This is a genomic window from Viridibacillus arvi, assembly GCF_001274945.1.
Classification (GTDB): Bacteria; Bacillota; Bacilli; order Bacillales_A; family Planococcaceae; genus Viridibacillus; species Viridibacillus arvi.
Window position 1 is genome coordinate 908,110 of record NZ_LILB01000005.1, and the last position, 12,833, is coordinate 920,942.

General features: G+C 35.7%; 9 protein-coding genes and 1 pseudogene. 2 read left to right on the top strand and 8 right to left on the bottom strand.

The window, feature by feature from the left end; translation table 11 throughout:
- Nucleotides 1-145 precede the first annotated feature (145 nt).
- Entirely contained in the window at nt 146-3,235 is a 3,090-nt protein-coding gene (locus AMD00_RS13745; RefSeq protein WP_053417587.1) for an efflux RND transporter permease subunit, read from the bottom strand.
- 116 nt (nt 3,236-3,351) lie between these two features.
- On the opposite strand from AMD00_RS13745, the pseudogene AMD00_RS24310 reads away from it, so the two are divergent.
- Together AMD00_RS24310 and AMD00_RS13750 are read left to right on the top strand one after the other, a co-directional pair.
- A pseudogene (locus AMD00_RS24310) lies at nt 3,352-3,477 on the top strand (TetR/AcrR family transcriptional regulator); the annotation flags it as partial.
- Between the two features lie 24 nt (nt 3,478-3,501).
- Nucleotides 3,502-4,176, top strand: a complete 675-nt coding sequence (locus AMD00_RS13750; protein WP_053417588.1) for a hypothetical protein — start codon at nt 3,502-3,504, stop codon at nt 4,174-4,176.
- A gap of 296 nt (nt 4,177-4,472) precedes the next feature.
- On the opposite strand, the gene qoxD is transcribed toward AMD00_RS13750, so the two are convergent.
- The 7 genes from qoxD to AMD00_RS13785 all read right to left on the bottom strand — a co-directional run bounded on the left by qoxD (nt 4,473) and on the right by AMD00_RS13785 (nt 12,816).
- The gene (qoxD, locus tag AMD00_RS13755; protein ID WP_053418304.1) at nt 4,473-4,754 is read right to left on the bottom strand and encodes a cytochrome aa3 quinol oxidase subunit IV; all 282 of its coding nucleotides are present in this window, start codon (nt 4,752-4,754) and stop codon (nt 4,473-4,475) included.
- Entirely contained in the window at nt 4,754-5,356 is a 603-nt protein-coding gene (qoxC, locus tag AMD00_RS13760; RefSeq protein WP_053417589.1) for a cytochrome aa3 quinol oxidase subunit III, read from the bottom strand. The genes qoxD and qoxC overlap by 1 nt, the downstream gene beginning before the upstream one ends.
- Nucleotides 5,356-7,299, bottom strand: coding sequence for a cytochrome aa3 quinol oxidase subunit I (gene qoxB, locus AMD00_RS13765; protein WP_053417590.1), 1,944 nt, complete (start codon nt 7,297-7,299; stop codon nt 5,356-5,358). Before qoxB ends, qoxC begins: the two co-directional genes overlap by 1 nt.
- Before the next feature lie 35 nt (nt 7,300-7,334).
- Nucleotides 7,335-8,252, bottom strand: coding sequence for a cytochrome aa3 quinol oxidase subunit II (gene qoxA / locus AMD00_RS13770; RefSeq protein ID WP_053417591.1), 918 nt, complete (start codon nt 8,250-8,252; stop codon nt 7,335-7,337).
- A gap of 693 nt (nt 8,253-8,945) precedes the next feature.
- On the bottom strand, nt 8,946-9,728 hold the full coding sequence (locus AMD00_RS13775; protein WP_053417592.1) for an SDR family NAD(P)-dependent oxidoreductase: 783 nt from the start codon (nt 9,726-9,728) through the stop codon (nt 8,946-8,948).
- 342 nt (nt 9,729-10,070) lie between these two features.
- Nucleotides 10,071-11,486: a dihydrolipoyl dehydrogenase gene (lpdA, locus tag AMD00_RS13780; RefSeq protein ID WP_053417593.1), complete on the bottom strand. Its 1,416-nt coding sequence runs from the start codon at nt 11,484-11,486 to the stop codon at nt 10,071-10,073.
- 4 nt (nt 11,487-11,490) lie between these two features.
- Nucleotides 11,491-12,816, bottom strand: coding sequence for a dihydrolipoamide acetyltransferase family protein (locus tag AMD00_RS13785; RefSeq protein ID WP_053417594.1), 1,326 nt, complete (start codon nt 12,814-12,816; stop codon nt 11,491-11,493).
- Nucleotides 12,817-12,833 lie beyond the last annotated feature (17 nt).

A 12,833-nucleotide genomic window follows, 5' to 3' on the forward strand; every position in this document is an offset into this window, starting at 1 on the left:
CACATGCCGTGTTTATAAAGTAATACGAAATATTGTACGCCTATCTTTCCTAGATGTCTATGAATCTAACTGGAATAAAAAAGAAGCTACCCTTCATTAACTATGTAATGATAGATAGCTTCTTTCCTATTTTTATTAATAATAATTAATCGTCAAAGTTTTCTGCTGCACGATTCTTCTTCAACATCTTAGACAATAGTTCATAAACAAGTGGCACAATGATTAATGTTAAAACAGTAGAACTGATTAAACCACCGATTACTGTTACACCTAAGCCTTTTGAAATCAAGCCGCTTCCTTCTGCACCAATCGCTAATGGAATTAAAGCGCCAACTGTTGCTAGTGCAGTCATTAGGATTGGGCGAAGACGTGTTGCACCGGCTTCTAAAATTGCTTCACGCATTGTCATACCCTCATGTTCCATATGAATTACTCGGTCGATTAATACGATCGCATTTGTCACTACGATACCTATTAACATTAAAAGACCAATCATTGAAGATACACTGATTGTTTCGCCAGTTATCCATAACGCTACTAAAGCACCAATTACGGTAAATGGTAGTGAGAACAGGATTGATAACGGTGCTAAACCTTCACCAAAAGTAACTACAAGGATGAAGTAAACAATCGCAATTGCTGCTACCATAGCTAAACCTAATTGAGTGAATGCTTCAGCCATATCTTCTGCTACACCGCCACTATTCACTTCAACATTGTTTGGTAAATCTAGTTTATCAATGTCTTTTTGTACAGCACTAGACGCTTTTGTAATGTCTTTAGAAGTGACTGTTGCTGTTACACTCGCAAAAAGTTTTCCTTTACTACGATTAATTTGAGATAAAGTTGAACCCTCTTTGACATCTACTACTTCTGAAAGTTTAACTTCCATACCAAGTGGTGATTTTATTTTTTGTTTCAATACATCATTAAAATCATCAGGTGATGCTGTTTCTTTATGAACATAAACTTCGATTTTTTTGCCATCCTTATCAATTGAAGTTAATACTTCTGATTGGACGTTCGGATTAATCGCCATAGCAATTTGTCCCGTAGTTAAACCTAGATTTTTCACTTTATCTTGGTCAATTACTAATGTATGTTCATCATAAGTTTCGGAAATTGATGCTTTTACATCTTTTAAATCATCGCGTTTGTTCATGATTTTTTCGATGTTTTTGACAACTGGTTTGATGTCTTCCATCGTATTACCATAAACTGAATAATTTAACTCACTACTTGAACCAGACATAGAAAAATCCTGATTTTTCCAAGTTCCTGTTTGCTTAACTGCAACGATTTCTTCTACTAATTTAGTTTTTACATTACCAAAATCTTTTGTATCTGGATCATAAATAATGTACATTAAAGCACCATTCGAAGCACCTGGCATCATAGGATTAGCTCCACCGATCGATACTTGAACTGTTTGAACATCTTTTTTGTCCATTACTATCTTCTCTACTTCTTCAACGTCTTTAATTACGCTGTCACGTGTTTCTCCTGGTTCTGGAGTATACGTTAAGTAAACCATTTTCTGTTCATCTTCCGGCATGAAACTAAACCCTACAAACGGAGCCAAAAATAGACTTGCTACTAAAATAACAATTGTACCAATTGAAGTTACTAGTTTATGGTCAAGTACCCAACTAAGTAATTTCTTATAGCTTTGTGATAACTTGCCATGTTCTTCTTTTTTCGTTTGTTTTTTACCATACAGCTCTTTTTTAAATAGAGAATGTGCTAATACTGGCACAACAGTAATAGCCACGATTAACGATGCCCCTAGAGCAAATGCCATTGTTAAAGCAAACGGCATAAACAATTCGCCAACCATTCCTCCTACTAATGCTAGCGGTAAGAATACAGCTACTGTAACTAGTGTTGAAGATAGAATTGGCTTGAACATTTCAATCGTTGCTTCACGAATTAAAGCACGACCATGTAATTTCTCACCTTCTAAATATATTCTTCTATAAATATTTTCAACTACTACAATAGAGTCATCAATTACACGACCAATCGCGACCGTCATAGCAGCAAGCGTCATCATATTTAATGTAATATCCATTTGTTTCAAAATTAATACAGAGATTAATAGTGATAATGGAATTGATATAATAGATATGATTGTAGAACGAATATTACGTAAAAATAGCATGATAATAATAACGGCAAAAATAGCACCGAATAATGCTTTATTTAACATTGTTGATACAGACTTCTCAATAGGTTCACCTTGGTCCATCGTGATATCAATTTTCATGCCTTTATTATCTTTTTCAAATTGTTTTGAAGCATCTTTTACGTTATTTACAACCTCAACCGTATTGGCTTCTTGCGATTTTACTATTTGAACTGCAATTGCCGATTCACCATTTGTACGAGAAACCGATTCTACATCACCAATCAGTTTGATTTTAGCGAGTTTACCTAATTTCACAAACGGTTCAGCTGGAGATTGTTGCTGAGTTAATCCAGCTCCTGCTTGAGGTTGAACAGGAATATCTAAGTCTTTCAGCTCTTTTAAAGTTGTTAATTTACCGTCAACTACGACTGATTGCTCCGCATCCTTAAATTGGAACATACCAAGTGGGACTTTAATATCCATTGCTTGAATGTATTGCTTAACCTTCGCTTCATCTAGACCATATTGTGCTAATTTCTTTTGGTCATATGTTAATTGAACTTTTTCAACTTGTTGACCAGTTACTGATACTGAAGCAACACCGTCGATTGCTTCCATTTTAGGAACGAAGTAATCTTCTACTGTTTTTGTTAACTCATCGATTGTTTCTTCTTTATCAGAAACACTTAACGCTACTACCGGGAAGGCATTAATGTTAACTCGATCAATGGTTGGTGCTTGCGCAGTTTCAGGAAGATCAATTTTTTCAATTGCTTCCTTTACATTGTCAACTGCTTCTTTCATATCTGCACCATATTTAAATTCAATTTGAAGACTTGAGGCATTTTGATATGAATTTGAGTAAACAGATTTTACTGATTTTAAATTATTAACTGCCTTCTCAAAGGGAATTGAAATATCATCTGTTACTTGCTCTGGTGTAGCACCAGGATAAACCGTTGTTACTGTAACTATTGGAATTGAAATATCAGGAATTGATTCAAGCTTCATTTTCAAGCCTGCATAAACCCCAGCCACTGCTACGATAATTGTTAATAACCATACCGCTAGCTTGTTTTTTAGCATAAATTTAATTGTAGAATGCACCTTTGCACCGCCTTTTTTGACTATTTGGTCACTATTCTATATAATAATGACTGATTAGTCAGTTGTCAAATACTAAGGATAGGGAGTGAGTTTTTATATCTAAGCAACAATTAATTATTGAAAAGGCAGTAGAATTATTTGCGCAAAATAGTATAGCATCGACCTCTATTCAAGATATAACAGATGCATGCGGTATTTCTAAAGGTGCCTTTTATTTATCTTTCAAATCAAAAGATGAGTTATTCATTGCTATATTCGAACATTTTTTGCGAGAAATTATTGGTCAATATAATGATTTATTAGAAAGTGACATGCCTCCAAAAGAAAAGATCAAAAACTATTTTCTTTTACATTTTCAACTATTTGAAGAAAAATTACCATTAATATCTATGTTTATGAAGGAACAAATGCATCCAATTAATGAACAAATTCTTCAAAGATTAAATTATTATAGAGATCTTAGTGATAAAACTACTCTAGCATTATTAACAGAAGTATATGGAAAGCGTATTGCTCCTTTCCAATATGACATTCTCATTTCTTTAAAAGGAATCATGCATGGATATTCAGAATTTATCCTTTTCCATAGACAACCATATGATTTCGTTCAATTAAGTTCTACTCTTATTGAAAAAGTAGATATCCTTGTAGAGCATTCAAAAAACACTTTCCTTACTGAACAATTATGGAATTCAAAACCACATTGCATGCAGGAGTATTCTGTGACTGCATTAGAAGTACAAGAAGAAGTAAATCGTTGGATCGAAACTTATAAAGGACACCCTATCATTGAAGACACGTTATCTTTAATAGAAGCTGAATTAAAACTTTCAAATCCTCGTCCTGCTTTATTAAATGGAATGATGGCGAACCTTAAACAATATGAAAACTTACAATGGCTAGCCTTATTACTAAAACAATATATAGTACATCTTTCATAAACACAAAAGAGATAGTCGTAACAATGCACGACTATCTCTTTTTATTATTTGTGAATTAACACTTGTTCCAAACACTATACTCGACTTTAAAAAGATTTATGACTAGACGGTCATTATTAGAAACTATACTTTCATCTCTCCCCTTATCCACTTTAAGAACTTACAATATAGACATGTATGTTAGCTTATAATTATCGCACTAACAGACTCTGAGTAATAGTAGTAGAATATTTCTTTCCATAAATAAAAAGCAGTCCAAAGTATTTAAACTTCGAACTGCTTTTTCTATTATTATCTTAATATCCCCAAATCATTGTTAACAATGAACCAAAGACTGTTACAAGACCAACTACTACAGCGTAAATGACACTTGTATATAGGGTTTTTTTATCTTCTGTTTCTCCGATATGCATGAATAACACAAGTTGCACAACAGCTTGCGCTAGTGCAGTTACACTTAAGATAGTCATTGCAATACCTTTAGACATATCAAATGTAATTACACTTAGAGCAGCGAGCGTTAAAATAAGGGAGCCAACAAAACCTACAACATGTTCTTTTGGAAATAATTCTTTCATCATCCCAACACTCCTTTCAGATAAACGAAGCTGAAGATGAAGATCCATACGACATCCAAGAAATGCCAGTATAACGAGAAGATAAATGCTTTGTTTGCAGTTTGAGCATTTAATCCACGTTTAACTACCTGTACGATAATCGCGATACCCCATAGTAAACCGAAAGTTACGTGAGCACCGTGCGTACCTAATAGAGTCATTAATGATGACAAGAATGCGCTTGTTGTAATTGTTGCACCTTCATTAACATATGTTACGAACTCCATAATCTCAACAGCCAAGAAGCCTGCGCCAAGTAGCAATGTCAAGATATAGAACACTATCATTGCTTTGACACGACCAATTCTCATCGCATGTACACCAAGTCCAATCAAGAAACTACTTGTTAATAATAAGAAAGTTTCTAGTAAAACTGGTGGCATTTCGAAGATGTCAATACCAGCAGGACCTGAACCTGTGCGATCTGTTAATACAAAGTACACAGTAAATAGAGTTGCAAATAACATAATCTCAGCACCTAGGAAAATCCAAAAACCGAAAACCTTTAATCTATTTTCCTCTGTACGATATTCTAATGGAAGTGATGTGTTTTCTTTAGACATTATTTGTCACCTCTCAATTGACGTTCAGTTGCTTCAATTTCAGCCACTTCAATATAGTGACCGTGATCTTTTTCAAATGAACGGAATGCCATAAATCCAAGAGTAGCTATACCAAATACGATAACAGCTGTCCATACACTAAATACAAAGAAGAATGAGAATAGGAATAGTACGCCGGCCATCCACATTGGAGCACCACTATTATTAGGCATATGAATACGTTCATATTCGCCTGCCGTAATATCGCGACCTTCTTTTTTCGCATACCAATATTCATCCAATTGATTAACTTCTGGTACAACCGCAAAGTTATATTCAGGTACTGGACTATGTGTTGCCCATTCAAGAGAACGCGCATCCCAAGGGTCGCCGTTTTCGTCGCGTGGGCTGTGACGGAAGCTGTAGTAAATGTTATAACAAATAAGCGCAAATCCGACTGCCATTCCTAGAGCCCCTAGGAAGGAAATCATATTTAATGTACCGTAACCAGTACTTGCAGAATAAGTGAACATACGACGTGCATAACCGTCTAAACCAAGAATGAATAACGGGAAGAATGCAACATTGAATCCAATTGCAATGCACCAGAAAGCAGCTTTCCCTAATTTTTCATTTAAGCGGAAGCCAAATATTTTCGGCCACCAGAAATGGTACCCTGCTAATACACCGAATACGGTACCCGGAATTAATACATAGTGGAAGTGGGCAACTAAGAACATCGTATTGTGATATTGATAGTCAGCACTTGCCATCGCTAGCATTACCCCTGTTACCCCACCAATAGTGAAGATTGGAATAAATGCAAGCGCATAAAGCATTGGAGTTGTAAACTGAATCTTACCATGCCTCATTGTAAGCAACCAGTTAAAGATTTTAACCCCGGTCGGTACAGCAATTAACATTGTAGAGACTGAGAAAATACTGTTTACCATAACGCCATGGCCCATTGTATAGAAATGGTGAGCCCATACCATAAATGATAGTAAAGAAATTACGATCATACTCATAACCATTGATTTGTAACCAAATAAGTTTTTACGTGAGAATGTTGAGATTACCTCACTGAAAATACCGAACGCTGGTAAAATAACGATATATACTTCAGGGTGACCCCAAACCCAGAAAAGGTTAGCCCATAGCATATCCATTCCACCGTCAGACATTGCAAAGAATTTAGTACCGAATTGACGGTCTAATGTCATAAGTGCAAGTGCCACTGTTAAAACAGGGAAAGCAAATGTAATGATGACATTTGTAATTAATGCTGACCAAGTAAACATAGGCATTTTCATTAATTTCAGACCCGGTGCACGCATTTTCATGATTGTAGTAATGAAGTTAATACCTGTCATTAACGTACCTAATCCTGATAATTGTAAAGCCCATGCATAATAGTTATTTCCAACATTTGGACTGAATTCAATACCAGCTAGTGGGAAGTATGCAGTCCAACCAGCATCTGGTGATCCACCAATGATGAAGGAAACATTTAATAATCCTGCACCTGCAGCAAATAGCCAGAAGCTAAGTGCATTTAATCGTGGAAACGCAACGTCACGTGCACCAATTTGTAATGGTACTACAACGTTCATTAACCCGATAATAAACGGCATTGCCATGAAGAGAATCATGACTAAACCGTGAGTTGTAAAGATTTCATTATAGTGTTGTGCATTTAATAAGTTATTTTCAGGAACAGCAGTTTGTGCACGCATTAATAATGCGTCAATACCACCTCTAAATAGCATGACTAATGCAACAATGATATACATAACACCGATTTTTTTATGGTCAACTGTAGTTAACCAATTTTTATAGAAATAGCCCCATTTCTTGAAGTAAGTCAAACCAGCAACAATTGTAATGGCACCTACAACAATACTAACGGCCGCACCCATGATCATTGGTTCTTTCATCGGCTCAAATAATTCTTCCATGCTCATTTTTGTAACTCCTTTCAATCATCTAATCTAGCTATCTAGTGATTAGAATGGTCCATTTCTCCATCAGACATATCCATTCCATCCATTTCTTCAGCATCATCAGACATATCTGATGATTTTCCATGATGCATTTCTGGAGCAGGACTGAATGTTAAATGTGTAGAAGAGAAACTTTTACGGCCTACAAAGTCCGTATCTAATAATTCATTGAATGTTTTCTCTGTTAACTCAGGCTCTTTCGCTTTTACGTCAGATACCCATTCGTCAAATTTCTGTTGAGACATTGTTTGTGCTTCAAACTCCATTTGTGCAAAACCTTTACCATTAAAGTTTGAGTTTCTACCAAAAAATGATCCTTCTACATCTGCTGCCATATGAAGTTTATTGACCATATCACTCATTGCATATTTTTGACCAGCTAATTGGGGAATCCAGAAACTTGTAATTGGTCCAAATGAATACAGTCTAAATTCAACTGGACGATCTGTTGGAATGTTGACATAGTTTACCGTCTCGACGCCTTCTTCTGGATAGCTAAAATGCCATTTCCAGTTAGAAGATGCTGCGTATATTACAAGAGGTTTTGTATTGTCATAACCTGTTTGTTGACTTTCAACTTTTGTTGTTGTGCTAATCGTAACTATTGATAGAGCAGTTACGATAAGAATCGGAATAACTGTCCAAATAATTTCGAGTTTTGTACTACCTTCTTCATGCGGTGGTTCATAATCACTAGGTAATTTAGATGCTCGATATTTCAAAAGCATATTCGCTAATAATAAATAAACAACTAACAATATAAATGCCATCACGATAATGGATAGAATGATTGTATTTGATAAAGTCTTCGCGTTTGGACCTTTTGGATCAAAAATCATTAATGGTTCACAGCCAGATAAGAATAAAGCCATGATTGACATCAACGCCGGCAAGATTAGCATTTTTTTCTTCATGTTGTACTCCCTTCAAAAAACAACTTACTTGTAATGTGTTTTAGAATATTAAATGGTTCTTAAAAAAATTGTCCTCCTAAAAAATATTAGTATTCCAAAACAAAAAACACATTTTGAATTTGCTAGATTATTGAAGGTTACTCCTTTTGTTTGGAACAACGATGAGACAATTCATAGTAGTCTCAATGTTTTAATAGCCTACTTGATTGAGTTAAAGCATTAAATACATTCTCACGTTTCCAATAGGAGAAATTAGGCACCCAGGTTTTCGCGCCTAAGACTCTTCAGAGGAACTATCAAACCTCTTGCTTGATTCAAATGAAATTATAACTCCTTATTCTTAATAAGAAAATCAAAACCTATCCACTAACATAAGAATTTCACATCATTATGAACGTTCTATGTACGTTTTTTGTACAAAATGTGTACTGGCAATAATTACATTGGTCTATTTATTTCATATTTAACAACTCTTCCTTAATAAGGATTATTACATATTTACTATAAATTTAATTAAAGGAAGAATGTACTATCACATTTAAACAATACGCAAAATAAAAACACCACCAGGAATTTCGCCTAAACAAAACATCCAAGTGGTGTAGTTATTTTTTTATATCAAAATTTTTTCCATTGTAAATTAATAAATTTCTTATATTCATTATTTAAATCATAAAATCATGTTTTTCATATTTAAAGGACTGGAGCTGAACCACCATCGATATTAACTGCAGTACCACTAACATAAGAAGCTGCATCAGATACTAAGAAAGTAATAACATTTGCCGCTTCTTCAGTTTCACCAATCCGACCAAGAGGAATATTTTTTCCCATTTCTTCAGAAAATGCATTCCAACTAAGACCCGGGGCGTTCGTTCGCCATTTCTGCTCAATTTGTGAGCTACGAATTAATCCGATACAAACAGTATTTACTCGAATCTGCTCTTTCCCTAAATCTTTACTCATAGCTTTCGTTAATGCTAACCCTGCTGCACGGCTTACAGATGTTGGTAAAGAGGATTCCGAAGGGGCTTTTCCTTTTATAGCAGTAACATTTACAATTGCCCCTCCACCTACCGCCCTCATATGAGGAATCGCAAATTTAGAACAATTCACAGCACCGTAAAGTTTTAAATCCAGATCATCTTGCCAAAGCTCATTTTCTACACTTTCAAAAGAGTTAGCAGAACTTGTACCGGCATTATTAACTAAAATATTTAGTTGTCCATAATGTTCAATTGTTTCATTTATAATTCTTTCGCAATCTTCTTTTATAGATACATCCGCACATACTGTATGTACTTTCTGTCCTGTTTCCAAGAATATTACTTTCGCTGCATGTATTAAATTTTCTTCATTACGTGCACAAATTGTAACATCGGCACCCTCATTAGCTAGCTGTAAAGCTGTTGCAAGACCAATTCCTTTACTGCTCCCTGTTACAATCGCTACTTTTCCTAGTAAACCTAAATCCATTTTTCAGCACTCCTTTGTTGTTCTGAATAAATAAATTCAATTCGGATAAAAAAGTACCTTATCACTCACTATATATAAACGCAGGATTATTATACCATATTTAAATATAGCTACTTTGTAAATTAATTATTAATATTACATACCTAATAAACCTGCATATTATATAGAAGGAAATTTTTCGAAATGCGTAAATAAACTAACTTAAATTCGCTCTCTATTTATATTCTATTTAATCCAACTAATTATAATAACCATTCAATTGTATTATTTTAGATATTTTCGCATAAAAAAACCTCTTGAAGTCCAATAACTTCAAGAGGTTTACTAATTGGCAAAGCCATATTATTTTTTAGCTACGATGTGAATTGGATTTCCAAGTAATACTTCAGCAGTTTCCATAGTGATTTCACCTAAAGTTGGGTGTGCATGGATAGTCATGGCAATATCTTCTACAGTCATACCCGCTTCGATTGCTAAACCAATTTCAGCGATCATATCAGAAGCACCAGCACCAACGATTTGACCACCTAGTAATAAGCCATCTGCTTTACGAGAAACAAGTTTCACGAAGCCTTCAGTTTCATTTAGAGCTAATGCACGACCATTTGCTCCGAATGGGAATTTACCAGCTACTACTTCATAGCCTTCTGCTTTTGCTTGGTCTTCTGAAAGACCTACAGTTGCCATTTCTGGATCTGTGAAGCAAACAGCAGGGATTGCTAAGTAATCTACTACTGATTTTTCACCAGCAATTGCTTCAGCAGCTACTTTACCTTCGTAAGAAGCTTTGTGAGCAAGTTGTGGTCCAGCAACAATATCACCGATTGCATAGATGTTTGGAATATTTGTACGGCATTGTTTGTCAACTTTTAATAGTCCACGTTCACCAAATTCAAGACCTAGTTCTTCTAAGCCAATTTCATCAGTGTTAGGACGACGACCAACAGTTACTAATACGTAATCAGCTTCAACAGATTTTGCTTCGCCTTTTACTTCGTATTTTACAGTAACACCAGTTTCTGTTTCTTCAACGCCTTGAGCAAGTGCGTCTGTTTCGATTGTAACGCCTTTTTTCTTAAGACCTTTTTTAACAATCGTTGTCATTTGTTTTTCGAAGCCAGCTAGAATATCTTTGCCACCTTCTAGAATTGTTACTTCAGAACCAAGGTTAGCAAATGCTGAACCAAGCTCAGTACCGATGTAACCTCCACCAATAACAACAAGTTTTCCAGGCACTTCTTGTAATGAAAGTGCGCCTGTAGAGTTTATTACGCGTTTAGAAAATTTGAAAGTTGGGATTTCAACAGGGCGTGAACCAGTTGCTAAAATCGCATTTTTGAAAGTATACGTTTGTGCAGAGTCTTCGTTAATAACACGGATTGTGTTTGCATCTACAAAGTAAGCTTCTCCACTTACCACGTCAACGTTGTTGCCTTTTAATAAGCTTGATACGCCGCCAGTTAATTTTTTAACTACGCCGTCTTTAAATTCTTGCGCTTTTTTGAAATCGATGCTAACTTCAGGAGCCACAATACCCATGTCTGCTGAGTTTTTAGCATGTTCTAAACGGTGACCAACTGAGATTAATGCTTTTGAAGGAATACAACCAACGTTTAAGCATACGCCACCTACGTGTTCTTTTTCAACAACTGTTACTTTTTGTCCAGTTTGCGCTGCACGAATTGCTGCAACATATCCACCAGGGCCTGCGCCAATTACAAGTGTATCTGTTTCGATTGGGAAATCTCCTACTACCATTTTCTTACGCCTCCATTAATAATAATTCGGGCTCGCTTAACAAACGCTTAATATGATTTAACGCATGTTGCGCTGTAGCACCGTCGATCATTCGATGATCAAAGCTCAATGATAATGCTAACACAGGTGCCGCTACAATTTCACCATTTTTTATTACAGGTTTCTCTGCAATTCGACCAATTCCTAATATAGCTACTTCAGGATGGTTAATTACTGGAGTAAACCATTGGCCACCTGCAGAACCTATGTTTGTAATCGAACAAGATGCACCTTTCATTTCATTTGGTGCTAATTTACCGTCACGAGCTTTTGTAGCAAGCTCATTAATTTCGTCAGAAACTGCAAATACCGATTTGCGATCTGCATGTTTAATAACCGGAACTAATAAGCCTTTATCTGTATCGGCAGCTATACCGATATTATAATAGTGTTTTTGAACAATTTCTTGAGTTGCATCATCAAGTGATCGATTAAATTCAGGGAATTCACGTAATGCGCTAACTAAAGCTTTTACTACATACGGTAAATAAGTAAGTTTGATACCTTTTTCAAGAGCGATTTCTTTGAATTTTTTGCGATGTGCTACAAGTTCTGTTACATCCACTTCGTCCATTAATGTTACGTGTGGAGCTGTTTGTTTTGAATGAACCATTGCTTTTGCAATTGCACGACGGATACCTGACATTTTCTCACGTGTTTCAGGGAAGTCGCCTTCTAATACTGGTTGTACAGAAGCTTTTTCATTAGTTTTTTCAGAAACTGGAGTCTCTTCTGCAACTGGTGCATCAACTGACTGCGTTGCAGCTTGAGCTGAGCCACCATTCATAAATGATTCCACATCTTCTTTGACAATACGTCCATTTTTACCTGAACCTGATACTTGTTTAATATCAATGTCATTGTCACGTGCAAACTTACGGACCGATGGCATTGCAATAACACGTTTATTCGGGTCAGTTTCCACCGATGGTTGTGATGCTACTGTTGTTGTTGTTTCTGCTTTCGGAGCTTCTTCAACTGCAGCTTTTGTTGGTTCTTCTTTTGCGGTTTCTTCTTCATCATGATGACCTTTTAGTTGGATATCTTCATAACCTGGTGCGTCTACTCGTAGTAAAACTGTACCAACTGTTGTAAGAACACCTTCTTCAACAAGGACTTCTTCAACTGTACCTTCTACCGGAGAAGGAATTTCAACGACCGCTTTATCATTTTGTACTTCACAAAGCACGTCATCTTCTTGAATTTTGTCACCTGCTTTTACGAACCATTTTACAATTTCACCCTCATGGATTCCTTCACCAATATCTGGTAATCGAAATTCAAATGCCATATGTTTCACCCTTTCTG

Bases quoted from the DNA above. Each gene is read 5' to 3' on its own strand.
- qoxB (WP_053417590.1), bottom strand. From the start codon at position 7,299: ATGAGCATGGAAGAATTATTTGAGCCGATGAAAGAACCAATGATCATG.
- lpdA (WP_053417593.1), bottom strand. From the start codon at position 11,486: ATGGTAGTAGGAGATTTCCCAATCGAAACAGATACACTTGTAATTGGC.
- qoxD (WP_053418304.1), bottom strand. From the start codon at position 4,754: ATGAAAGAATTATTTCCAAAAGAACATGTTGTAGGTTTTGTTGGCTCC.
- AMD00_RS13775 (WP_053417592.1), bottom strand. From the start codon at position 9,728: ATGGATTTAGGTTTACTAGGAAAAGTAGCGATTGTAACAGGGAGCAGT.
- qoxA (WP_053417591.1), bottom strand. From the start codon at position 8,252: ATGAAGAAAAAAATGCTAATCTTGCCGGCGTTGATGTCAATCATGGCT.
- qoxC (WP_053417589.1), bottom strand. From the start codon at position 5,356: ATGTCTAAAGAAAACACATCACTTCCATTAGAATATCGTACAGAGGAA.
- AMD00_RS13785 (WP_053417594.1), bottom strand. From the start codon at position 12,816: ATGGCATTTGAATTTCGATTACCAGATATTGGTGAAGGAATCCATGAG.